Origin of the sequence: Cupriavidus necator A5-1 (genome assembly GCF_000744095.1) — a bacterium.
Taxonomy (GTDB): domain Bacteria; phylum Pseudomonadota; class Gammaproteobacteria; order Burkholderiales; family Burkholderiaceae; genus Cupriavidus; species Cupriavidus necator_A.
The window spans coordinates 3606950-3631699 of sequence record NZ_JQLI01000008.1 but is presented as its reverse complement, the minus strand read 5'-3'; the positions used below and the strand labels follow the sequence as shown (position 1 = coordinate 3631699).

The following is a 24750-nucleotide window of genomic DNA, read 5'->3' as shown; positions in this document are numbered from 1 at the left end:
CCCCGGAGCTACTCCCCTTTGAGGGACGCAGCCCACCAAGGGGCCGCGTTGGGCCGGATTATAAACGAACTGCGCGCAAACTGGCCCATTGGGGTAGATACTGAGTAAAAGTTCTTGAGGTGCCGCATGCGCCACATATGGGCATTCGGCACTGCACAATCCGGCGGATGGGCTTATCCTTGAATTTCGGCTCTGCCCGATGCGTCCCGGACGGCACAGGGAATGCGTTGCGGAGACCGGCGCGCACGACATGCACAGCGCGGCCTTGGGGAATACGCAGTGAAGCAGTGAACATTCGCGACCACACAAGGAAACGTCATGCCGGCTGTCCCGAACTCGCCGAACGCCTCCCCCCTCCAGCACAAGACCCAGCAGAACGCCCTCCGCCACAACCACCACCACAACGGCCATGCCAGCGCCACGCCGGCTGGCGAACAACCGGCGCTGGTCGCGCTGGCCAATGGACACGCCCATCGCGCGCCGCTGCAGCCGGAATTCGTGCAGCAGTACCGTGAAGACAGCGGGGCGCTGCGCGAGCAGGTGCTGAGCGGGCTGCGCGCCAGCCAGGCCGCGATCAGCCCCAAGTTCTTCTACGACGTGCTCGGATCGCGCCTGTTCGAGGCCATCACCGACCTGCCGGAGTACTACCCGACCCGTACCGAGGCCACGATCTTTGCCAGCGCGGCGCCAGCCATTGCGGCGCGCGCCGGCAGCGGCTGCGTGCTGGTGGACCTGGGCGCCGGCAATTGCGAGAAGGCGGCGCGGCTCTTTTCCAGCCTGCGCCCCGCGCAGTACGTGGCGCTCGATATCTCGATCGAATTCCTGCGCGCGACGCTGTCGTCGCTGCAGCGGCAGCACCCGGACATCCCGATGCTGGGCCTGGGCGCGGACCTGTGCGCGCCGTTCGACCTGCCGTCCAACGTCAGGCGCGGCCGGCGCCTGTTCTTCTATCCGGGATCGAGCATCGGCAATTTCGCCCCGATGGAAGCGCTGGCGCTGCTGCAGCGCATGCGCGGCGCGGCCGGGCGGGGCGACGGCGTACTGATTGGCGTGGACCTGCACAAGGACGAGACCACGCTGGTCTCCGCTTACGACGATGCGCTGGGCGTCACCGCCGCTTTCAACCGCAACGTGCTGCGCAACCTGAACCGGATCGTCGGCACGGACTTCGAGTTGTCCGACTGGCGCCACCTGGCGAGCTTCGACCGCGAGGCCTCGCGCATCCAGATGCACCTGCAGGCCTGCCGCGACGTGCGTGTGCGGTGGGACGACGGCGCGCGCGAGTTTGCCGCGGGCGAGCGCATCCATACCGAGGATTCCTACAAGTACCGCCCGGAGGATTTCGCACTGCTGCTCGAAGCCGCCGGGTTTGACGACCCGGTGTACTGGACCGATCCGCAAGGCTGGTTCGCCGTGTTCCACGCGCGCGGCTGACGGCGCGCCTCCGGCGGGCCCGCGGGAGGCGCCGGGGAGGGCAGGCAGGTAGTGTCATAATGGCCGCAACGGGCGTGCCGCGTGCTGCGCACGCCCGGTGGCCGCTGCGGCCACAGCCAATCCCTGTTCCCCAGCGCGGACCTTCCCAATGAGCGGCTTCCCCATGCTTCCCGATCTCTATTTCACCGGCGGCAAGGCGACCTGGTCCGACCCGCGCCGGCTGCTGCGCGAAGGCCTGGCGCAGGCGCTGGTCGAGGCCCGCAGCCGCACGCTGGCCTGGCTCGCGCCGTTCGGTCAGACGCGCCGCGCCTGGGGCGTGCCGCGCCAGTACGATGCCGATCCGCCGCTGTGGACGCTGGGCCATGTCGCCTGGCATGCCGAGTGGTGGTGCCTGCGCGGCGTGCGCCAGGTGGACCGCGGTGGCGTGCCGGTGCCGGTGGCGAGCGAACCCGCGCTGCTCGACGGCGCCGACGAATGGTTCGACCCCGACCGCATCGGTCCGGACGAGCGCTGGGATGTCACGCTGCCCGACGTGGCCGTGGTCAAGCGCTATGCCGCCGAGGTGCTTGACGGCGTGCTGCGCCGGATCGCACTGCTGCCGGATGATGACGACCTGACGCTGTACCCGTTTCGCCGCGCGCTGCTCCATGAGGATGCGCAGGGCGAGGGGGTGGCGGCGCTGCTGCAGGCGCTGGGCATGGCGCCGGCCGAGGCCGTGGGCACCGGCATGGCCCAGCCCGCGGGGCACGGCGGCACGCTGCATTTCCCGGGCGGGCGCTTCACGCTCGGCTGGAACGACCCTGACGGTTTTGCCTGGCCCGACGAGTTGCCGCCCCAGCCGACCTATGTGCCGGCCTTCGAGATGGACATGGCGCCGGTCAGCAACGCGCAGTTCCTGGAATTCGTCGAGGACGGTGGCTACGAGCACCCGGCCTGGTGGTCGCCCGCGGGGCGCCAGTGGCTGATGACGCAGGAACGCTCGGCGCCGCGCTACTGGTCGCGCCATCCGTCGACGCGCGCGTGGATGGTGGAGCGCTTCGGCACGCTGCGCACGCTCAATCCCGACGAGGCGGTGCGCCACGTGACGCTGTTCGAAGCGCAGGCGTGGTGCCTCTGGGCCGGCCGGCGCCTGCCGGCGGAATCGGAATGGGAGCTCGCCGCCACGCAGAACCGCGGCCTGCAGTGGGGCGCGCTGCGTGAGTGGACGGCGACGCCGTATGAGCCCTATGCAGGCTTTGCCGCGGCGCCTTCGGACGGCGAGCTGGTGAGCCACTTCGGCACGCATCAGGCGGTGCGTGGCGTCTCCTTCGCCAGCCCCGCGCGGCTGCGCCATGTGCGCGCACGCTGGGCGCTGCTGCCGGAGGACGATCTTGCCTTCGTCGGCTTCCGCACCTGCGCGCTTTAGCAGACTGCGCCATGCAAAGGAAAAGGGCACCCGAGGGTGCCCTTTCTTCTGTCTGGCAGGTGCGCTCAGCGCACCGTCCGATCAGCGCTCGTAGCGCGAACGGCTGTTGCGGTTGCCGTTGCTGTTGCCATTGCTGTTGCCGTTGCCGCCGTAGCCGCCGCCAAAGCTGCGGTTGCCGTCGCGGTTGCCGTCACGATTGCCGCCGAAGCTGCGGCCTTCGCTGTTGCCGCGGTAGCCGCCGCCACCGGTGCGATTGCCGTCGGCAAAGGTGCGCGCAGCACCCTCGCGGTTGCCGAAACCACCACGGTTGTCGTCGCCGAAGCTGCGGCCGCCTTCGCGGTTGCCGAAACCACGTGCGCCGTCGTTGGCGCCGCGGTAGCCGGCACCCTGGCCACCTTGGCCACCTTGACCACGGTAACCGCCTTCACGGTTGCCGAAGCCGCCGCGGTTGTCGTCACCGAACGGGCGCGCGCCTTCTGCGCGGTTGCCGAAGCCACGGCTCTCGCCACTGAACTTGCGCTCGCCGAAGCCGCCGGCGCCACCGCCATTGCCGCCGAACTTGCGGTCGCCGAAGCTGCGCTCGCCACCACGGTAGCCGCCGCCATTGCCGCCGCCGTTGCCACGGAAATCACCACGGCCGCCCGGCTTGCCGCCGAAATTCGAACGGGGCTTGGGCGAGCGGCGCGGCTCCAGGCCATCGATCACCGACGCGTCCACGCGCTGGTTGGTGAAGCGCTCGATGCGGCGCCACTGGAACATGTCGTTGTGGTTGACCAGGTTGATGGCGATGCCCGAGCGGCCCGCGCGGCCGGTACGGCCGATGCGGTGCACGTAGTCCTCGGCCTGCTTGGGCAGGTCGAAGTTCACCACGTGGGTGATATCGGGCACGTCGATGCCGCGCGCGGCCACGTCGGTGGCCACCAGCACGCGCAGGTTGCCGCGGCGCAGCGCGGTCAGGGTGCGGTTACGCGCGCCCTGGGTCATGTCGCCGTGCAGCGCGCCGGCCGAGAAGCCGGTGTCGGACAGGCGCTCGGCCAGCGAATCGGCATCGCGCTTGGTCGCGGTGAAGACGATGGCTTGCTTGAGCGTCGCGTCGCGCAGCAGGTGGTCCAGCAGGCGCTCCTTGTGCGACATGTCGTCGGTGAAGTGCAGGCGCTGCTCGATATGGCTCTGGTCGGCGCGGGCCGCGGCGATCTCGATGCGCTGCGGATCGCGCAGCTGGCGCGAGGCGAGCTGGCCGATGCGCGCATCCAGCGTGGCCGAGAACATCAGCGTCTGGCGCGAAGCCGGCGTGGCGTTGACGATGGCGTCGATGTCGTCGGCAAAGCCCATGTCGAGCATGCGGTCGGCCTCGTCGAACACCAGCATCTGCAGCGCCGACAGGTCGATGCGGCCGGCGTCGATATGGTCGAGCAGGCGGCCCGGCGTGGCCACTAGGATGTCAGGCATCTTCGCCAGCGCGGCCAGCTGCTTGGGGTAGGGCATGCCGCCCAGGATGCTGGCGCAGACGATGCGGCGCAGATTGCGGCCGTACTTGGCGGCGGCCTCGGTCACCTGCAGCGCCAGTTCGCGCGTCGGGGTCAGCACCAGCAGTGCGGGCTGGGCCGGCGACGGGCGGGGGCGCTTGCCCTTCATGCGTTTGGCGGGCTCGGTCGCGCGCTGCGGCGCTGGCATTTCGCTGATGCGCTGGATCGCGGGCAGCATGAACGCGGCGGTCTTGCCCGAGCCGGTCTGGCTCGAGACCAGCAGATCGCGGCCGGCCAGGAAGGCGGGGATGGCCTGGGCCTGCACCGGGGTCGGCGTGTTGTAGTTCAGCTCGGAGAGCGCGCGCAGGATGGCGGCGTCCAGGCCGAGCGTGGCAAATCCGCTCTCAGTCTGGATCGTAGCGGCCGGGGCTTCGGCTGCCGGGCTGCCGTTGAGCATGGCGTCGAGCTTGTCGAGCGGGCTCTCGATAATCTGGGCAGCGTCGGAAGTGATCGAAGCGTCGGTCGCGGAGGCAATAGCTTGCTCCGCACGAATGTCGTGCTGGGTCATGTCGTAATGGTCAAATAAATGCATGGCACCCCGGCAAAGCAAATGGGGTGGGCGCAGTGCAAAGTCTTAAAAAGGCTTCGGCGCCAATCGGTGAGGCCGTTACGACAGACACAGCTGGCAGTACGGCGGCAGGCAGGGCTTTGGCTGGTCCCGCTAGGCGGTCCGGCCATGTCCCTGGCAGGCAAACAGCTCAGGTTTCAGGCTGTTCAACAGGATCGGAGACGAGGCGACGTCAGGTGAGCGATGCGTTCTGCTGGGCGGCTGGCGCTTAGGTGATTAACCAGGCGTCCTGCAGCGAGGAAACAGAGCTTGGGAGGGCAGCGGATTCGCCGCGGCAGGAAGGTGAAGCAGTGCCGGGCGGTTGGCGGATCTCACAGTTGCGAAACTCACGCGGCGGATTATAGCAGAGTGCGGAATTTTTGTTGCACTGCGAAAACGTAACCGGATATGTCAGCCAGCGATCACCCGGCGCGAGCCCCGCATCGCGCCGGCGCTGGCGCGGGTTGAAAGGGCGCGGCACCCGCCTATACTGGAGGCGCGGGCACACAGGATGCCCGCACGGGGCGGACGAAAACGTTCCCGCTTGACCTCCTCCAGCGGCATTGGGCCGCTGTTCGCGGCGAGCAATGCGGTCATTGCCCCCAGTGCCAGACTTTCTGCGACTCTCCGGGTGGTCCGGATGGGCGTCCGCGTCATGGGCGGAATCATGGGAAGCCTGCCTGGCCAATAGAATGACCGAACTGCTGACCGCGTGGACCCAGGATGTCCGGGCCCGTCCGCAACCAAGCCCGCCATTGACTGGCGGGCTTTCATTTTGCGGCTTTCGTTCATGCTGCAGCTCAGTCCTCGGCATCCTTGCCCGCTGCCTTGCGCGGCAGCCGGCCGAGCGGCTGCTCGCGCGGCATCACGTAGCGGTTCCCAGGCAATCCGCCCGGGTAGTCGACGATGCGCGCGGCGCCCTGGCGCCGCAGCCCATGCCATGCCTGCCCGCCGGCGGTGCGCCCGCCGCCCAGGATGGCGGACATTGCCTGCCGGTCGAGATCCATGCTGTCGGGCAAATCCTTGATGACGATCACTGCCATGGCTGTCTCCGTCATGCGGGACCGCGGCCGCATGGCCGCGGCCCCCGGTAGGGAACCCCAGCCATGCGGCCGCGGGACCGCTTCAGTATAGGCGAGACGGTCCGCGGTCCTCCCTGGCCGCAGTTGCGCCCCGCACCTCGCTCAGACGGCGGCGAAATTGCCGCCCCATTGCGACGGGTCCACGTTGACGCGCACCGGGCCGAAGCCGGGGGCCGATGCTGCCGACGTTGTGGAGCACCATCATGTCAACAATCCTCGTCCGCGATCTTGCCCTGAGCAAGGGTTCAGGGTATTCACGTTGACGCTCTGCAGCTGCGCGATGTTCTGGTTGACGTTGACCGTGACGTTGGCCAGCGGACCGACGTTGCCGATGCCGCGGCTGAGCCACGAATTGCCGCCGCGTACGGCGCACAGCGAGGCACGGTCGAGGTCCCCTTGATGGTCAGCGTGGTCATGATGGTCTCTGGTAGAGGAAGGTATTGCCTTGGGGTTGGTTTCGAGCATCGGATGTCGCGCTCGGGAGGTACTCACGCAGGGAGTGTGCCAACGCCGTTGCCAGTCGCGCCGGGCACGCGCAACTGCCTGAAAACATGAGGGATTTATTTGCGATGTCGGCTCGCACGCACTGGCTGCAGATCCTGCCGGAGATCATGGGTGACGGGCCCGGGCCAACAGTTGGCACGCCGGTGTTGGCGCCGCGGCGGCAGTGGGGCTCAGCAGCTACCGCGATTGGCGACGACCGGGCGCGCGATGCGTTGCGTGCTGAATGCGGATGGATTGCGCATGCCTTGGGTGCGCACTAGTATCCATCGAAGGCAGGGTACTTCCGCACGGTGGGTCGGCCCTGTCAGCAAACCATGTCGGGGCATGCCGTGGCCAGTCTCAAAGACCTGATCCGCAAGTTCCAGAACGGCGGTCTCTCCGACGACGAGTTCGTCGCGTCGTTCGAGACGGCCCTGGCGCAGGACCCCACCACGCCCAGCCAGGCGGCGCGCGTGATCATCGAGGAAAACACGCGTTTCCCGTTCCCGCCCGCGGTCTATGCCGAAGTGATGCGGCGCATCGAGCGCCAGAGCGCCACGCAGTACGGTGCTGCCACGGAGGCCACGCGCCTGGCCAGCGGGCCGCATACGGGCTCGCTGTACGCGACCTCGCCCGAGGCGGGCACGCTGCCGCAGGCGGCGCACACCAAGGGCGTCGGCGATACCCTCAACGGCCGCTTCGTGCTGGAGGAGTGCTTGGGCGTGGGTGGCATGGGCACGGTCTACAAGGCGCTCGACCTGCGTAAGCTGGAAGCGTCTGACCGCAAGCCGTACATCGCCATCAAGGTGCTGAACCTGCAGTTCAGCGGCCATCCCAAGTCGCTGATGGCGCTGCAGCGCGAGGCGCGCAAGGCGCAGACGCTGGCGCACCGGAACATCGTCACGGTCTATGACTTCGACCGCGACGGGCCGGTGGTCTTCCTGACCATGGAATACCTGTCCGGCACCTCGCTGAACCATGTGCTCAAGGCGCCGGGCTTTGCCGGCATGCCGATGGCGCGCGCCATGTCCATCATCAATGGCATGGGCAACGCGCTGGCCTACGCGCACGAGCGCGGCTTCGTGCATTGCGACTTTAAGCCCGCCAACGTCTTCCTGACCGACAGCGGCGAGGTCAAGGTAATCGACTTCGGCATTGCGCGCGGCTTCCTGCCGCCGGCGGACGAATCCGACAGGACCGTGTTCGATCCCGGCTCGCTGGGCGGCATGACGCCGGCCTACGCCAGCCCCGAGATGTTCGAGCACCGCGAGCCCGATCCGCGCGACGATATCTTCGCGCTGGCCTGCGTGACCTATGAACTGATGACTGGCAAGCATCCGTACCAGCGGCTGGGAGCCAACCAGGCGCGCGAGGCCGGGCTCAAGCCGGTTCAGCCGCCGCAGCTGAGCCGCACCCAATGGAAGACGCTGCGCGAGGCACTGTCGCTGGACCGCGAAACCCGCACGCCGACGGTCGCGCTGTTCCTGAAAGGCATGAGCGCGGTGCCGATAGCGCCCACGCCGCGCCCCTCGCCGCTGATGGCAGGTGGCGTGCTGGCGGTGCTGGCCGGCGTGTCGGCGATCGGCTACTACGCCTGGCATGCGCAGCGGCAGGCCGGAGCGCCGGCGGGCGACACACGGGTCGAGGCGCCGGCCACGCCACCGGCTCCGGCTCCGGCACCCGCCACGCCCGCCCCCACACCCGCACCCGCGCGTTCGCCAGTGCTGTCGATGGCCGATGTCCGCAAGGTGCTGGCCGCCGTGCCGTGCTCACTGCTGAGCGCCAGCGAGCAGGCGCAGACGGTGCGCGTGCGTGGTTTCCTTGCCGAGAGCGTTGGGCCCGCACGGTTGCGCGAGCAGCTCGGCGCGTTGCCGGGGGTGACGGGCGTGTCGATCGACACCCAGCCGCTGGCCGCCGACAAGTGCGACGTGGCCACGCTGGTCGCCCCATACTGGTCGGGCAACCGCGAGGGCGGCACCGCGTCTTCGCTGCGGCTGCGCGGCCAGGGTACGCAGCTGACCGAGGGAAAGCCGCTGGTGCTGGACCTGCGCACGCCGGCGCAGGACTCCTATGTCTATGTCGATTACTTCGCGGCTGACGGCAAGGTGGCGCACATGGTGCCCAGCGCACGCGTGCCCGCGCACCAGGCGCCGCCTGGCCACACTGCCACCATCGGCGATAGCGGTGACTGGATCGTCTCCGGTCCGTTCGGTACCGAACTGGTGGTGCTGCTAACCACGCCGGCGCCGCTTTTCGAAGGGCGCCGCACCGAGGTCGAGTCGCGGCAGGACTATGTCCGCGCACTGGAGAAGCCGCTCGCGCAGATGGCGCACACCTATGGCCGGGACCGCATCAGCGCGGACCTGGTGCAGATCTCGACGCGCGCGCGGTGAGCGCGAGCCTCATGACGCCCGGCTTGCCGTTGGCGCCAGCCGCTACTTCATGTCGCGCGCCACGCGAAAGCCGTTCTGCGACTGCCGCACGCTCGGGCTGTACTTGAAGCGCGTGGACGACACCATGTAGCTGGCCCCTTCGCGCCACGAGCCGCCACGGATCACGCGCGAGCCGCAGGCGTTCTCGTTCCACGCGCGCCCGTCGGTCGGTGCGTTCTTGTACGAGCTGTGCCAGCAATCGGCCACCCATTCCCACACGCTGCCGTTGACGTCGTGCAGGCCATAGGGGTTGGCCGCGAACGAGCCCACCGGCGCCGGCGCGTCCTGGCTCCACGGCTCGCCGCAGTCCTTGCAGTTGGCATTGCCCTTGCGCATCTGGTCGCCCCACCAGAACGCGCTGGCGGTGCCGCCGCGCGCCGCGTATTCCCATTCTGCCTCGGTCGGCAGCCGGTAGGTCTTGCCGGTGGTCTTGCTGAGCCAGGCCACGTACTGCTGCGCATCGTCCCAGCTGACGTCGCGCACCGGCGCGTTCTTCGCGCTTTCGGCGACGGTGGGGATGTTCTGGCAGCCGCCGGCGGTGGCGCAGGCGTTCCATTGCTCGACCGTGACCTCGTAGCGGCCGATCGCGAACGGCTGGCCGATGGTGACATGATGCGGGGGCTTCTCGGCGGGGTCGCTGGCGTTACTGCCCATGGTGAAGCTGCCGGCCGGCAGGGAGACCAGCACCGGGCAGGTCGGGCAATCGCGGATCTCGCCGGCGCGCAGTGTGGTGCTGACCGCACCGGCTGCTGCCGCGCCCGGTTTTGACGTTGCCGCCGCCGGCGGCGCCGCCGGTGGCGATGCCGGACGCGCCGCTGCCGGTGGGGATGCCGCCGGTGGCCGCGTAACCTGGCCACCGGCAGTCGCGCCAGAGCGAGGGGGCGGCGATGGCGGCTGAGCCTTCGGTGCCGAGGCGGCGGCGAGCCGCTCCAGACGCGCCTTGGCCAGCACCGCGAAGCGCCCGTTGGGATACTGCTTCAGGTAAGCCTCGTAGTCACCGGCGTAGTTGCTGTTCTTGATCGATTCCCAGAAGCTCAGCTCGTACTGCTCGTCGGTGTTCTTGGGCATGATGCCGGCCAGCAGCAGCGGTTCCGTGGCCGGTGCAGCGCTCGCAGCGGTGGCAGCGCCGGCCGCCTGCGCGGGCAGCGGCGCGGTGGCGAGGAACCCGGCCATTGCGGCCAGGCGCACGACTGGTAGATTGCGCCACATCTTCACACCTCATTGGGGCCGCGGCGAACCCGTTGCATGCGGCAAGCATGCCCTGGGGGCGCATTGTGGTGTTGCCGAGACGTCGACCGGCTTGCTTCAAGATAGCACAGCGATTGTGTCTCCGGCGGAGCATTGCCATAGGGCCACGACGCGCCGGGTTCGCTTTTTCCGGGGTTGCATCCTAACCTGAAGGACGAATCGCCGAGCGCTGACCAACAAGCAACAAGAATGGGCTTTCGGGACAACGTGATCGGGTTTCGGACAGTCTTCCGGGAGGCGCCGCGTATGTCCAGACGATTCCTGTTCCGCCTGCTGGCGGCCGCAACCCTGGCCGCTGCCCCGTCGTTGTCGCTGTCGACGGCGGCCCCGCCCAATGCCGAGGTCTACATTATCTGGCCGCACGATGGCACCGTCATTAGTGGCGGCAAGTTCTGGGTGCGCATGGGCCTGCGCAATATGGGCGTCTGCCCCAAGGGCGTCGAATCAGCGCGCTGCGGGCACCACCACCTGCTGGTCGACACCGAGCTGCCGCCGCTGGACAAGGAAATCCCGTCGGACAAGAACCACCTGCACTTCGGCGCGGGCGAGACCGACGCGCGCGTTGAGCTGCCGCCCGGCAAGCACACGCTGCAGCTGCTGCTGGGCGATGCCAAGCACGTGCCGTTCGAGCCGCCGATCTATTCGAAGAAGATCACGATCACGGTGCGCTAGCCGCGCGCAGGCCGATCAGCAAACAGGGGAGAGCGCCATGTTCAGACTACTTGCTGCCGCTGCCTTCGCCGTCAGCGTGCTGCTGTCCGCGGCGGTCCAGGGCGGGTCGACGCCGGCCCCGCCCAATGCCTATCTCTATATCGGCTGGCCCAACGATGGGCAGACGATGCCCGCGGGCAAGCCATTCAAGGTGTGGTTCGGGTTGCGCAACATGGGGGTGGCGCCCAAGGATGTGAAGTATCCCAACACCGGGCACCATCATTTGCTGATCGATGTCGATCTGCCGCCGATGGATAAGGAAATTCCCAATGACCGGAACCATCTGCATTTCGGCACGGGGGAGACTGAGACCATGGTTGAGCTGCCGCCTGGCAAGCACACGTTGCAGTTGCTGATGGGGGATGACAAGCACATTCCTACCAACCCGCCGGTTTATTCGAAGAAGATTACGATTTATGTGAAGTGAGGGGTGGTGGTGGTTTCTGGTCGATGCTCGACGGCTCGCGCTGCTGGTGACATGTTGTCGCTGTTGAACCGCTTGGTTCCGTCCTCCTGGGCGGGTCACTTTCATGGCGGCCTTCCAGTCATGCGTTGAACTGCCCCACTTCCCGGTGATGTTGCGTAGGGCCAGCCACAGCAGCTTGGTCGCCGCCTCATCGCTGGGGAAGTGACCCCGTGCCTTGATGATCTTGCGCAGCTGCACATTGATGCTCTCGATCGCGTTGGTCGTGAAGATGATCTTGCGGATCGCCGGCAGGAACGTAAAGAACGGGATCACCTGGTCCCACGCGCGACGCCAGGACGCGGCGATCGGGGTGTACCGCTTGCCCCATTCCCCTTGCTCGAAGGCCGCCAGCTCGGCCAGCGCCGCCTCCACGGTGGGCGCGTCTACACGGGCTTGAGCGCCGCAGCCACAGCCCGGCGCTCCTTCCAACTGGCGTATTCCAAACTGTTCCGGATCAGATGCACGATGCAGGTCTGCAGCGTGGTGTTCGGGAACACCGCGGCCAGGGCCTGTTCCATGCCCTTAAGGCCATCGGTCACCGCGATCAGGATGTCCTGGATGCCACGGGTCTTCAGGTCGTTGAACACCTTTATCCAGAACTTGGCGCCTTCGGTGCTCCCGATCCACAGGCCCAGGATGTCGCGCGTGCCGTCTGGCAGCACGCCAAAGGCCAGGTAGACGGCCTTGTTGCGCACCACGCCGTCCTCACGCATCTTGACCCGCAGCGCGTCGAAGAACACGACCGGATACATCACCTCAAGCGGGCGGGCCTGCCTGGCGGTGACCTCGTCCATCACTGCGTCGGTCACCGAGCTGATGAACTCGGGCGAGACTTCGGTGCCGTACTGTTCGGCCAGAAACGTCTGGATCTCGCGCACGGGCGGTTCAACAGCGACAACAAGTGTCACCAACAGCCAAGGCCGTCGAGCATCGACCAGATGTAACCCACAGCGAGCCCCGCCACCCCAGTGTCACCCGCCCCCCAACACATACCCACTATCTGTTGGCCGCGATCCACCATCCCGACCCGCCGACAGCCAGCGCCCCATCGCATCCGACCACTATCACAAACGCAAAAACCCCATGTTTACAGGCATTTACGCAACAACAACAAAGCTAACCCACCCCCTGGCACGCTCCCTGCAGTATCCCCTCCGAGCGCGACACCAACCTTGGCAACACCTTCCTCTACCGGAGCCCATCATGACCATGCTGACCATCGACGACCTGACCACCCTCGACACCCTGGACCGCAAGGGCATGCTCGCCGTGCGCGGCGGCCTGTCCTACCTGCCCTTCGCCGCCGTGTACGCCCCGATCATGCTGGCGTTCGACAGCAGCATCAATAATGCCAAGCAGGAAATCGTGCAAATGAGATCGTAACGAATCTGAACGGCAATGGCTCGGCCTTCTTCGACCATGTCCGTTCGCATGTGGATACCAACCAGAACGCCAGCAACAATATCTATCGTTGAGAAGGTTGTTGAGATGGCGCCGCGCCGCGGGGGCGTCCCCGCGGCGCTTTTCTTGACCCCGCGTAGATCGGGATTGGAGCGCGCGCCAGCGCGCACCACAATACAGACAGACATCGCGGCCCGGGCGCACGCCAGGGCGTTATCCCCGAACACGCCCCGACACGTCCCCGCTGTCGCACGCAGGAAGCTATCGTGCCCGAATCCCTTATCGCCTCGCCAACCCTGTTGCCGCGCTGCTGGCTGACCGCACTGGCCGCCTGTGCGGCATTGCTGGCAGGCTGCGCCGACTTCCGGCCGCCGGTGTACCAGCGCCCGGAAACGCCAGCCAAGGCCGAATGGACGCGCCAAGACTCGATCACGGTATCGCCGGCCGACGCCGTGCAGCCCAACTGGTGGCATGGCTTCAACGATCCCTACCTGAACAAGCTGATCGAGCAGGCACTCAGCGGCAACTACGACATCAAGGTGCTGGCGGCGCGCATCCGCGTGGCCAACGCGCAGATCGGCGAGGCGCGTGCCGGCGCGCTGCCCGTGATCGATATCGGCGCCGGCGCAAGCTTCGAAAAGACCACCGGGCAGAAGTCCACCTGGACCTATAACGCCGCCGCCCAGCTGAACTGGGACATCGATATCTGGGGCAAGGTCGAGAAGGGCGTGCAGGCCCAGACCGCCGAGTTCCGCGCGACCGAGGCCGACTGGCGCGCCGGCTACCTCACGCTGGTGTCCAATGTATCGACCACTTACTTCCAGATCCTGCAGTTCGACGAACAGATCGAGCAGCAGACGCGCACCGTCGCCAAGAACGGGCAGATCCTGTCCACCTACCAGGCCATGTACCAGAACGGCCTGGTGCCCAAGATCCGCGTGATGCAGCAGCAGGCGGAAATCAACCGTCTCAACAAGGACCTGCTGGAACTGCGCCGTTCTCGCGACGTGGCGGAAAACGCGCTGGCCACGCTGGTCGGCGTGCCCGCGGGCAATCTCAAGGTGCCGGCCGGGCGCCTGCAGGACCGCGTGCAGCCGCCCGCGGTGCCGGCCGGGCTGCCGTCGCAGCTGCTGGCGCGCCGCCCGGATGTCGTGGCCGCTGAATACCGCGTGCTGGCGGCCTACAACATCGTCGGCCAGGCACGCCTGGCGCAGCTGCCCACCATCAGCCTGACCGCGCGCGGCGGCACCGCCAGCTTTGCCCTGAGCGACCTGCTCAAGTCCTTCACCTTCGGCTTCATGCCCAGCATCAACCTGCCGATGCTCGACCCGAACGTACGCGCCCGCGTGAAGACCACCGAGGCACAGGTGGGCGTGGCGGAAAACGAATATGGCCGCACCGTGATGACCGCCTTCGAAGAGGTGGAGAGCGCACTGGTCAATGTCGACGCGCACAAGAAGCAACGCATCGAACTGCAGCAGCAGGTCGAGCAGCTGCGCGTCGTGTCCGCGCAGATCGAGGCGCAGCTCAGGGAGGGTGTGGTCTCGCAGCTGGAAGTGTTCGAGACCGAGCGTTCGCTGCTGACCGCGCAGCTGCAATTGTTGGCGGTCCACCAACAGATCCTGGCCGACACCGTCACGCTGTACAAGGCGCTTGGCGGCGGCTGGCCAGACGCGGATGTGCGCAACACGGCCTCGAATCCCCCGCAATAAGTGCGGTCCACGGTGCCGGCCCGATATCCACGTGATGCCGGCGTACGCAAAGGGTTGCGCACCGCGCCCGTTATCCCCGCCACTTGTTATGCCGAATGTGTCGCTACGGTGCCACCGGCGCGTCCTGCGGCCGATTGACTAGCCTAAGCCGTCGCCTACTATGTTCTTAGTCGCTTCACCCCCCCTGGCCGGCCGCCGCGGCAGCCGTGCTGTTGGCTCGCTGGAAACATGGCTCCTGACGAAGCACTGATCATGGAAATGCCGGTGAAAATGGCCCAGGGATTCACGCGGGAGTTCTCCCAGGATTTCGCGCAGGAATTCGATGTATTCCTGACGCCCGTGTCGCGCCCGGAGCTCGGCGAGATCCGCATCGACGAAGAGCTCTTCGCCGTTGGCCGCACCGAGCGGCCGTTTGCCGCCTACCCGGAAGACCTGGCAGCGCCGCTGTCGCGCCGCCATGCGCGCATCTTTGCCGAGCATGGCGCGGTCTACGTGGCCGACCTCGGCAGCAAGAACGGCACGCGCGTGAATGGCACCGCGGTGGCGCGCCAACCGGCGCGGCTGTGCGATGGCGACGAAGTGGCCTTCGGCCCCGCCCTGTCGTTTCGGGTTCGGCTGTCGCCACGCGCGCCGCAGCCCGAGCCGCCACGCGTGGCGGTGACACTGATGCCCGAACGCGGCGACGTCGGGCTGCAGCCGATTCACGTGGACGGCTTCCCGTACTTGATCAGCAAGGCCGACGACGCCTTCGCGCGCTACCGCGACAGCTATCCGCGGCAGGTCAATTACCTGTCGCGCCGCCATGCGCACGTCTACCTGAAGGGCGGCGTGCCGTTCGTCGAAGACCTGGGCAGCACCAACGGCACCTTCGTCAACGGCAAGCGGCTGACGGACCACGGCGTGCCGCTGGACGACGGCGACCTGATCGCCTTCGGCGGCAGCCACTTTGTCTACAAGGCACAGGTCCAGCGCACGGACGATGGCGATGCCACCGCCACGCACGCGATACTTCAGCCTGTCGCCGCTGCACCAGACGCGCCACCCGCATCCCCGACATCGGCCGCAGGCGACGACGATGACCACACCACCTTTGTCGGCGCGGCCGATTCCTTCCTTGATATCTTCTGCGTCGACTACGCCGCGCAGCAGGACGACGAAGTCAATGCCGATGCTGAAGCGCAAGCCGCAGCCGCCACTGCGGCGCCCGACGGTGCACATGCGCGCCGCAAGCGCGGACGCACGGCGCTGCTGCTGGCGGAAGGGGCAAGGCAGTTCGGCCTGGACGATCCCGTGCGCACACGGCGCGCGGCGCGGTGGGGCGGCGCGTTGCTGTTGGTGGCGGTCCTGGCGGGTGCGGCCGTCTACTGGCGCGGCGCAGCGGAGCGCGAAGTGCAGGCGCTGTTTGCCGCCGGCGACCACCTCCGCGCGGCGCAGGCCGCCGACGACTACCTGGCGCGCCATCCCGGCGATGCCCAGGTGCAGGCCATCGGCACCGAGGCGCTGCTGCGCGGCTACGTGCCCGCGTGGACAGCAAAGCTGAAGGCGGGCGATTTCAGCGGCGCCGACGCCGCACTGGCGCAGATGCGCAAGCTCAGCGCGCACAACGCCGACGCGCGCCCGCTGGTGGAAGAACTCGACTGGATCGGCCGGCTCGAGCGCTTTACCGCGCAGCGCGGCGCTGACGCGCCGATCCGCCTTTACACACATGAGGCGCCGATCCGGCAACTGCTGGCGTACTGGAACCAGGACACCATCGCGCACCAGCGCGCGCTCGGCCGCATCGCGGGCGATGTACCTGCATTCCGCGACCTCTATGCGGATGCATTGAGCGACGTGCGCCGGCTGCAGAATGATGCGTCCGTCTACCTGGCGGCGATCGACCGGCTCAACGCCACCATCGCCGCCGAACTCGGCCGCGACCGCCCGGAGGCCTTGCAGCCAGTCATCGCCGAATACCGCGAGAAATACCCGCGCCTGGCGGGCCTCGATCGGGTGCAGTCTGACCTGGACCGTTATACCGCGCTGATGCAGGCGCTGCGCGCGCGCCGGCCCGGGGCGCTGGTGGCACGCCTGGCCGACAGCCGCTTTGCCACGCCGCCGTTCCAGGCGCAATTCGCCAGCCTGGCAGCGCGGCTGCCGCCCCCGGAAATGGCGCGCCAGTACGCCAGCGGGGCCAAGGCGTGGCAGCAGGGCGACACCACCGGCGCGCTCGCCGGGCTGAAGCAGATCAACGGCGGCTCGTGGGCCGATGACCTCGCGCGCGACCTCGCGCACAAGCAGAAAGTGGCCTCGCAATATGCCGAGCTGCAGTCCGCGCGCGGCGACAAGGGTTACGAGGATCGGCTGCTGGGCTTCTACGCCATGCTCGATGCCGATGAAGACCGCTACTTCGCGAAGGCGGTCGAGGCCGATGTCAACGGCGTGCGCGATAGCGCGCTGCGGCGCGCGCGTGAACTGATGACAAGCGCCGTCGCCGCATGGAAGCAGTACCGCAGCAACGGCGTGATCGGCAGCGAGCAGCGGCTCGAACCGGGCATCTCGGCCAGGTTCCGCGCGCAAGCCAGGCTGCTGTCGCAGGCGCAGGAAGACGCGCGCCAGGGGATGCGCATCTTCACGCAGCTGCGTGCCGGTGAAAGCGCCGACCTGGCGCAACTCGCCAAGGTCGAGGAAGAAATCCGCACCGAGGCCGACCAGCAGCGCCAGGCGCTGCGCGAGCTGCGCAGCGTGCTCGATCCCGCGGTGCTCAAGACCAAGCTGGAGCTGATCGGCGGTGAGGAAAGCGGCAAGGCGCCGGCCCGGGACGCAGCGAGCAGCGCGGCGCCACAGCAAGCGGGGCAGCCATGAAAGACGACTCCCGCCAAGGCGGTCTCAAGCCGCTGACCGAGGCGCTGGAAGACCACAGCGCCGAAGGCATCGGCCTGCTTACCGCCGAGCCCTCGCGCCTGGGCCTGCTGACCATCGTGACCACCTTCGCGTTGGTGCTGTGCGGGCTGATATGGTCCTTCGTCGGGCATGCCGATGTCATCGTCACGGCGCAGGGCACGCTGGCGCCGGAATCCGAGGTGCGGCGCTTCTATGCGCCGGTGGACGGCGAGCTGGCCGACCTCTACGTGGCTGAAGGGCAGCCGGTATCCAAGGACGACGTGCTGGCGCGCCTGAATGCGCGCGGCGCGATCGAGGCCGCGGCCAAGGCGCTGGAAGCGCAGCTCAAGCTGGAAGACTCCGAGCGCGAATGGAAGCAGTTTCCCGACAAGAAGGCGCTGATGGAGCGCAGGGCGGCCGCGCTCAAGCAGCAGATCGACGTGGCCACGCGCCAGCATGAGAACCGCCTTGCGGAGGGCACCGCGCGCCTGGCCGAGCAGCAGCGTGCGCAGCTGCAGGAAGCGCGCAGCAACCTGGAAAACGCCCGGCGCGCGCGTGAGTTCGCGCGCCAGGAGCAGGACCGCTATGCGCGGCTGCTGGCGCTGCCCGGCGGCGGCGGGGTGTCGCAGTCGCAGGTCGATGCCAAGCGCGCGGCGGCGCAGGATTCGGAAAACAACCTGCGCGTGGCGCAGTCGCGGCTGGCCGAGCTGGATGCGCGGCTGGGCCGGGAGCTGACCGAGGCCAGTTCCCAGCTCGAAAGCAGCGGCCAGGACCTTGCCGGGCTGCGCGTGCAGTATGATGCCGCGCTGCGCGAGATCGCCAATACCGAGGACAAGCTGCGCCTGCAGGTGCAGACCGCGCGGCTGGTGGCCGACGCCGCGGCGCGCATCCGCTTCGAGAATATCGACAAGGACAACTTCCTGCTGATCCTGGCGCCGGTGTCGGGCGTGATCACCGATGTCACCTCCACCCAGCGCGGCGACAAGGTACAGGCCAACACGCCGCTGGGCGGCATCGCACCCAAGGATGCGCGCCCGGTGGTCAAGATCGTCATTGCCGAGCGCGACCGCGCCTTCCTGCGCGAAGGCCTGCCGGTCAAGCTCAAGTTCAGCGCCTTCCCGTACCAGCGCTACGGGATCATCGAAGGCACGCTGGAATTCATCTCGCCCGCGACCAAGCCGGGCGGACCCGACAAGCAGCCGGTCTACGAGGGCCGCGTGCGCCTGGCACGCGACTACTACGCCGTGGCCGACAACAAGTATCCGTTGCGTTACGGCATGACCGCCACGGCAGAGATCGTGGTGCGCGAACGCCGCCTGATCGACCTGGGGCTAGACCCCTTCCGCGAGGTGGCCGGGTAGCGCAGCCGGGGGAAACACGAAAACAGCCGATGTAGACAGCCTGGTGCGCAAGCACGGGGGGCCGTCAAAGGAGCCGAGAAATGACTGGGATTGTGCGTATCGACGACGAGGTGCTCGGCGTCGAGGAGTTCGTGCGGCTGCTCAAGCTGACCGGGCAGTTCGAAGGCCTGGTCGAGCAGATGGTGCGCGACAAGCTGGCCGTGCACGCCGCGAAACGGCAGGGCCTAGTGGTCACGCCCGAGGAAATCCAGGAGCGCGCCGACCAGTTCCGCCGCGTGCAAGGCCTGCACCGCGCGGCCGACATGAACCACTACCTGGATGCGCTGAACATCAGCCTGGACGAGTTCGAGGCCTTTATCACCGACAGCCTGTACCAAGAACGGATGATGGAGCAGGTGTGCAGCGAGGCCGCGGTGCAGGAGTACTTTGCGCTCAACTCGCCGCGCTTCGACAGCATCGAGGTCAGCCATATCGTGGTCGACAGTGAGGGCAAGGCCAAGGAGCTGATCTCGTACCTGCAGGACGATCCCGACGCCTTTGCCGAGATGGCGCGCGAGCATTCTATTGCCGACACGCGCGAGCGCGGCGGCGAGATCGGCAAGGTGCTGCGCGGCTCGCTCAAGACCGATATCGAGGCCAAGGTCTTCAATGCCGAGCCGGGCGACCTGCTGGGGCCGTTCCCGGCCGCTGACCGTTCCTTTTTCGAAGTCTTCCTGGTGCGCGACAAACACCCGGCCACGCTCGACGGCGACGTGGCGGTGGAAGTGCGCCGCCTGCTGCGCGAGGACTGGCTGATGGCCAGGGCGCAGGAACATGTCATCGAAGCCCGCTAGCGAGGCCGGGGAGCCCGCCGCCCCGGCTGCCCCGGAAAAGCCGGAGGCAGCGTCGGCGCTGGCCGCTTTCCTCGCCACCGTCGAGATCCTGTCGGTGCTGACGCCGGAGGAGCTGGCGCGCTTGGCCGACGCCGCGCAGGTGCTGACCTTCGGCTTCGGCGACACCGTCTGCAACGCGGGGGATGCGGCGCCGGGCCTGCTTATCGTAAAGTCGGGTTCGGTACGCGTGTTCAACGAGGAGCACGGCAAGGAAATCAGCATGGGCGTGCGCAAGGCCGGCGAGGTCTTTGCCGATATCGCGCTGCTGCGCGAGTACCGGCATGAGTCGTCGGTGCGCGCCTCGGGCAAGACCGAGCTGCTGATGATCCCGCGCAGCGTGGGCGAGCCGGTAGTGGCCGGCAACCCGGCGGCGCTTGCCTTTATCACCAGCTATGTCGCGATCAGTTCGGCCGGCGGCTTTGTCGCGCGGCTCTTCGACCTGCGCGGCAAGCTCGACAAGCAGGAGCTGGAGGACGCCGTGCGCAGCGTTGGCGTCAAGCGCGTGGCGGCCAGCAAGGAGATCCTGAAGCAGGACGGACGCGAGGACCGACGCCTCTACGTGGTGCGCCAGGGCACCGTGCGCATCGTGCGCAGCGAAGAGGGCAGCGAATTCCCGCTGGCGACGCTGGGGCAGGGCGATATCTTCGGCGAGCGCGCCTGCGTGATGCGGCAGGAGCAGCTTGCATCGGCCATTGCCGAGACCGATGTGCGCTTGCTGGTGATTCCCGAGAAGACGGTGCAGCTGATCCTGGAGCGCAACCCGCGCCTGCGCGAGGTGCTGGAAGAGCGCATCCGCGCACTCGACCGCGAACTTCATCGTCAGAAGAAGCTGGCCGAGCGGCGCAAGCGCCCGGTGCTGCTGGACCTGCATTCCAAGCCCGAGCTCGGCGAAAAGCTGATCCGCCGCTTTGCGCTGGTGGAGCAGGCCGAGGAGATGGACTGCGGCGCCGCGTGCCTGGCGATGATCTGCCGGCACTACGGCATCCCGATGACGCTGGGCAAGCTGCGCGAGCTGGCCAACGTGACCACGCAGGGCGCCACGCTCGACAGCCTGGCGCGCGCGGGTGAATCGCTCGGCTTCACCACGCGCGGTGTGCAGTGCACGCGCGACTCGCTGATGGGCTTCGAGCTGCCCTTTATCGTGCACTGGGAGGGCTATCACTACGTCGTGGTGTACGGGATCTCGTCGCGCTGGGTGTGGGTGGCCGATCCCGCCATCGGCTTCCGCAAGATGAGCGCGGAGGAGTTCGAGCGCGGCTGGAGCGGTACCTGCCTGCTGTTCTCGCCGGGCGAGAGTATGACGCAGCTGTCGGTGTCGCGCTCGCCGTGGCTGCGTTTCATCGGCTACCTGGCGCCGTACAAGAAGATCCTGGCGCACCTGTTCCTGGCGACCTTCGTGATCCAGATGCTGGGCGTGGTGCCGCCGCTGATCATCCAGAACATCCTGGACGGCGTGGTGGTGCACCAGAACGTGGGGCTGCTGCACCTGCTGATCGCGGGGCTGATCATCTCCAGCGTGTTCTCGCAGCTGATGGCGACGATCCGCGCGTATCTCGCAAATTTCATGGTGCGCAACATGGACTTCGCCATGATGTCGCACTTCTTCAAGCACACGCTGTCGCTGCCGCTGTCGTTCTTTGCCAAGCGCAAGACCGGCGACATCTTCGCGCGCTTCCAGGAGAACCAGACCATCCGCGCCTTCCTGACCGAGTCGACGGTGACCACGGCGCTGAACCTGCTGATGGTGTTTATCTACTTCACCATCATGTTCCTCTACAACGTCAAGCTGACGCTGCTGCTGATCGCCTTCGTGATCCCGATCGCGGTGCTGACGGTGGTGGTGACGCCCAAGGTCAAGACCTATGCGCGCGAGGTGTTCGCCGCCTCGACCGATGCCAAGGCCTACCTGATGGAGACGCTCGGCGGCGCCGAAACCGTCAAGGGCATGGGCATCGAGCGCCCGGTGCGGCTGCGCTGGGAACGCAAGTACACCAAGGCGCTGGAGGCGCAGTACAAGGCGCAGGCCTTCCATATCCTGGTGGGGCTGGTTAGCCAGCTGCTCAATGCGGCCACCACCATCGCGGTGCTGTGGGTGGGCGCGACGCTGGTGCTGGAGCGCGAGCTGACCATCGGCCAACTGATCGCCTTCAACGCCTTCATGGGCAGCGTGCTGGCGCCGCTGATGGGGCTGGTGGCGTTGTGGGGCCAGCTCAACGATGCCGGCGTGGCGATGGAGCGCCTGGGCGACGTGCTCGACCTGGAGCCCGAGCAGAAACCGCAGGACGTGCTGTCGCGCGTGATGCTGCCGGACCTGCAGGGCGAGATCGTGATGAAGGACCTGTACTTCCGCTACGGCGGCGAAGACACGCCCTACGTGCTGGAGAACATCAGCTTCACCATCCGCCCGGGCGAGATGGTCGCCATAGTCGGGCGCAGCGGCTCGGGGAAGACCACGCTGGCCAAGCTGCTGGTGGGCTTCTACAAGCCCACCGAGGGCGCGATGACGGTGGATGGCTATGACCTCAACGTGATCGACGCGGCGTTCTACCGCGCGCAGGTGGGCTACGTGATGCAGTCCAACCTGCTGTTCTCGGGGACCATTGCCGAGAACATCGCCTGCGGCGACGACAGCCCCGAGCGGCGCCGCATCGAGGAGGTGGCGCGCATGGCCGACGCCCATGCCTTTATCAGCAAGCTGCCGCTGGGCTACGAGCAGGTGGTGGGCGAGCGCGGCATCGGGCTTTCCGGCGGGCAGATCCAGCGCCTGTGCATCGCCCGCGCGCTGTACCACGACCCGCGCCTGCTGGTGTTCGACGAGGCCACCTCGGCGCTGGACACGCAGTCCGAGAGCAACATCCTGGCCAATATGCAGGAGATCCTGCGCGGGCGTACCGCGGTGATCATCGCGCATCGGCTCAGCACCATCATGCAGGCCGACAAGATCCTGGTGCTGTATGAAGGCGCCATCGTCGAGCAGGGCCGGCACGAGGAGCTGCTCGAGCGCAAGGGCATGTATTTCCAACTGGTGCAGAAGCAACTGAGCGCAGCATGAAGCTATACAACCAGGGTGCCACCCCCCCCTCGGTCACGTCCGCGGTGTCGTTCGCCGGGCTGATCGAGAAGATCGAGATCCTGCGCTCGACGCTGCGCTGGGCGTCGCGGCTTGATCGCCCGGAAATCGAGAAGCTGCTCAAGCAGGCCACCACGCTGCGCGACGAGGTGATGGGGCTGTCGCACAAGGAGCGCTTCGTGCAGGCGGCCTCGGCGACCGAGGCGGCGCCGCCGCAGGAAGAAGTCGAGCGCATGCCGCGCGAGCGCCGCCAGGCATTGATGGAGCGCAGCTTCATTTTCGAAGGCACCTTTGGCGACAACCCCAAGCTGCTGGAAGCACTGGAGATCGCCGAGAAGGCCGCGCCGACCGACCTGCCGGTGCTGATCGATGGCGAGAGCGGCACCGGCAAGGAGCTGATGGCCAAGGTGATCCACGCCAACGGCGCGCGCACCGACAAGCCATTTATCTCGGTCAACTGTGGCGCGATCCCCGACAGCCTGCTTGAATCCGAGCTGTTCGGCCACAAGAAGGGCGCCTTCACCGGTGCCAGCAACGACCGGCGCGGCAAGTTCGAGAGCGCGCATACCGGCACCATCTTCCTGGACGAGATCGGCGAGCTGCCGCTGACCGGCCAGGTCAAGCTGCTGCGCGTGCTGGAAGCGCACGAGATCCAGCGCGTGGGTTCGGACGAGGCGATCTCGGTGGATACGCGCATCGTCGCGGCAACCAACAAGGACCTGCGCAGCATGAGCCAGGCCGGCACCTTCCGCGAGGACCTGTTCTACCGCCTGAGCGTGATCCACGTCAGCCTGCCGTCTCTGCGCGAGCGGCGCGACGAGATCCCGCTGCTGGTGTCGTACTTCAGTGACGAGGCCGCCGGCATGCTCAAGCGCCTGCCGCTCAAGCTGACGCCGCGGCTGCGCGACTTCCTGCTGCACTACGACTACCCGGGCAATATCCGCGAACTGCGCAACCTGATGTACCGGCTGTCGTGCCTGGCCGGCGATACGGCCGACCTGGCGCACCTGCCGCAGGATATCCGGCCCAAGCCGGCCACGCTGGCGGTGGTGGGCAGCGGCACCGCGACCGCCGACATCACCATGGCGACTTCCCTCAGCGAAGCCAAGCGCGCCGCCAGCGACGAGGCCGAGCGGGCGTTTCTCGAACGGGGCTTGCAGGAGGTGGGTGGCACCGTTGCCGAACTGGCGCGGCGTTTCGACATGAACCGCTCGCACCTGCAGATGCTGCTGAAGAAGCACGGCATCCACTCGAAGGATTTCCGCGCCAACCGGCAAGCCGAAGGCGGCAAGGGCTAGGGACGCCGCTGCTGCGGCTAGGTGTCCAGCTCGGGATTCACCAGGGTCTTGTCCGAGCCGTAGGGATCCGCGGCGCGGATGACCACCACCGATATGTTGTCGCGGCCGCCGGCATTGAGCGCCATCTGCAGCAGTGTCTGCGCGGCCTGCGCAACGTCCTGCTGCGCCAGCACAGTGGCGATGTCGTCATCGTCGACTTCGTTGCTCAGGCCGTCGCTGCACAGCAGGAAGACATCGCCGTCCGCCACCTCGGTCAGCAACTGCTCCGGCACCAGCGTTGCGGCCGCACCCACTGCGCGCGTGATGGTGTTCTGGGCGGGATGGTGGCGCGCTTCTTCCGGGGTGATCAGCCCGCGCGCCAGCAGGCGCTCGACCTGGTTGTGGTCGCGTGTGAGGCGGGCGAGTTGGCCGCCGCGCAGGCGGTACAGCCGGCTGTCGCCCGCCCACAGGCAGGCACAACGGCGGTCGCCGGCCAGCAGCACCACCACCGTGCTGCCGATGCAGCGCACGCCCAGGCGCGCGGCTTCATCGACCAGCGCCAGGTTCACGCCCAGCATCGCCGTGCGCGTGGCGTCGAGCCGGTCTTCTAGGCGGGCCTGCGCCGGCAGCGCGGCCAGCGCCTGCACCACCGCCTGGCTGGCGAAGTCGCCGATGGCATGGCCGCCCATGCCGTCGGCCACCGCCCAAAGTTGTTGCCCGGGCAGGTCGAGGCAGGCATCCTCGTTGCGCTCACGGACCCGCCCGACGTCCGTACACGCCGCCGAGGTCCACTGAAAATGCGAGTCGAAGCCCAATCTTGTCTCCGGTCCGCGAAAAGCCCCGGCGCGGCCGGGGCGCAGC

General features: G+C 67.5%; 16 protein-coding genes and 2 pseudogenes. 12 read left to right on the top strand and 6 right to left on the bottom strand.

Annotation, left to right across the window (positions count from 1 at the left end):
* The first annotated feature begins 318 nt into the window (after positions 1-318).
* Together egtD and K307_RS40900 are read left to right on the top strand one after the other, a co-directional pair.
* Positions 319-1434 (top strand): L-histidine N(alpha)-methyltransferase, encoded by a 1116-nt coding sequence (gene egtD / locus K307_RS40905; protein WP_042886711.1) that lies wholly within the window; start codon positions 319-321, stop codon positions 1432-1434.
* 148 nt (positions 1435-1582) lie between these two features.
* Positions 1583-2839, top strand: a complete 1257-nt coding sequence (locus tag K307_RS40900; RefSeq protein ID WP_042886710.1) for an SUMF1/EgtB/PvdO family nonheme iron enzyme — start codon at positions 1583-1585, stop codon at positions 2837-2839.
* Positions 2840-2920: 81 nt separating this feature from the next.
* Here K307_RS40900 and K307_RS40895 read toward each other — a convergent pair whose 3' ends face one another.
* The 3 genes from K307_RS40895 to K307_RS47060 form a co-directional block, all read right to left on the bottom strand.
* Entirely contained in the window at positions 2921-4873 is a 1953-nt protein-coding gene (locus tag K307_RS40895) for a DEAD/DEAH box helicase (RefSeq protein ID WP_042888075.1), read from the bottom strand.
* Positions 4874-5712: 839 nt separating this feature from the next.
* Complete coding sequence (locus tag K307_RS40890) at positions 5713-5955, bottom strand: hypothetical protein (protein ID WP_042886709.1); 243 nt, start codon at positions 5953-5955, stop codon at positions 5713-5715.
* Positions 5956-6195: 240 nt separating this feature from the next.
* Positions 6196-6459, bottom strand: coding sequence for a hypothetical protein (locus K307_RS47060; protein WP_230626345.1), 264 nt, complete (start codon positions 6457-6459; stop codon positions 6196-6198).
* Positions 6460-6812: 353 nt separating this feature from the next.
* Between K307_RS47060 and K307_RS40885 the strand changes: the two genes are divergently transcribed.
* Entirely contained in the window at positions 6813-8870 is a 2058-nt protein-coding gene (locus tag K307_RS40885; RefSeq protein WP_042886708.1) for a serine/threonine-protein kinase, read from the top strand.
* 42 nt (positions 8871-8912) lie between these two features.
* Here K307_RS40885 and K307_RS40880 read toward each other — a convergent pair whose 3' ends face one another.
* Positions 8913-9977 (bottom strand): formylglycine-generating enzyme family protein, encoded by a 1065-nt coding sequence (locus K307_RS40880; protein WP_419187211.1) that lies wholly within the window; start codon positions 9975-9977, stop codon positions 8913-8915.
* A 426-nt stretch (positions 9978-10403) separates the two neighbouring features.
* Between K307_RS40880 and K307_RS40875 the strand changes: the two genes are divergently transcribed.
* Both K307_RS40875 and K307_RS40870 read left to right on the top strand, forming a co-directional pair.
* A complete protein-coding gene (locus K307_RS40875; RefSeq protein ID WP_042886706.1) occupies positions 10404-10829 on the top strand; it encodes a DUF4399 domain-containing protein in 426 nt (141 codons plus the stop codon).
* Between the two features lie 37 nt (positions 10830-10866).
* The gene (locus K307_RS40870) at positions 10867-11295 is read left to right on the top strand and encodes a DUF4399 domain-containing protein (RefSeq protein ID WP_042888074.1); all 429 of its coding nucleotides are present in this window, start codon (positions 10867-10869) and stop codon (positions 11293-11295) included.
* Between the two features lie 102 nt (positions 11296-11397).
* On the opposite strand, the pseudogene K307_RS40865 reads toward K307_RS40870, so the two are convergent.
* Positions 11398-12212, bottom strand: a pseudogene (locus tag K307_RS40865) (IS256 family transposase); the annotation flags it as partial.
* Between the two features lie 325 nt (positions 12213-12537).
* On the opposite strand from K307_RS40865, the pseudogene K307_RS40860 reads away from it, so the two are divergent.
* From K307_RS40860 to K307_RS40830, 7 genes and pseudogenes are all read left to right on the top strand, one after another.
* Positions 12538-12809: pseudogene (locus tag K307_RS40860) on the top strand (hypothetical protein).
* 192 nt (positions 12810-13001) lie between these two features.
* Positions 13002-14447, top strand: a complete 1446-nt coding sequence (locus K307_RS40855; protein WP_042886704.1) for an efflux transporter outer membrane subunit — start codon at positions 13002-13004, stop codon at positions 14445-14447.
* Between the two features lie 228 nt (positions 14448-14675).
* Entirely contained in the window at positions 14676-17291 is a 2616-nt protein-coding gene (locus tag K307_RS40850) for an FHA domain-containing protein (RefSeq protein ID WP_042886703.1), read from the top strand.
* Positions 17288-18670 (top strand): HlyD family efflux transporter periplasmic adaptor subunit, encoded by a 1383-nt coding sequence (locus tag K307_RS40845; RefSeq protein WP_042886701.1) that lies wholly within the window; start codon positions 17288-17290, stop codon positions 18668-18670. Before K307_RS40850 ends, K307_RS40845 begins: the two co-directional genes overlap by 4 nt.
* An 80-nt stretch (positions 18671-18750) precedes the next feature.
* On the top strand, positions 18751-19503 hold the full coding sequence (locus K307_RS40840; RefSeq protein ID WP_042886700.1) for a peptidylprolyl isomerase: 753 nt from the start codon (positions 18751-18753) through the stop codon (positions 19501-19503).
* Entirely contained in the window at positions 19484-22594 is a 3111-nt protein-coding gene (locus tag K307_RS40835) for a peptidase domain-containing ABC transporter (RefSeq protein WP_051975405.1), read from the top strand. The genes K307_RS40840 and K307_RS40835 overlap by 20 nt, the downstream gene beginning before the upstream one ends.
* Positions 22591-23910, top strand: coding sequence for a sigma-54 interaction domain-containing protein (locus K307_RS40830; RefSeq protein ID WP_042886699.1), 1320 nt, complete (start codon positions 22591-22593; stop codon positions 23908-23910). The genes K307_RS40835 and K307_RS40830 overlap by 4 nt, the downstream gene beginning before the upstream one ends.
* Before the next feature lie 17 nt (positions 23911-23927).
* Here K307_RS40830 and K307_RS40825 read toward each other — a convergent pair whose 3' ends face one another.
* Positions 23928-24704 carry a PP2C family protein-serine/threonine phosphatase gene (locus K307_RS40825; RefSeq protein ID WP_042886698.1) on the bottom strand — a complete coding sequence of 259 codons (777 nt, stop codon included), beginning with the start codon at positions 24702-24704 and terminating at the stop codon, positions 23928-23930.
* Positions 24705-24750: the final 46 nt, after the last annotated feature.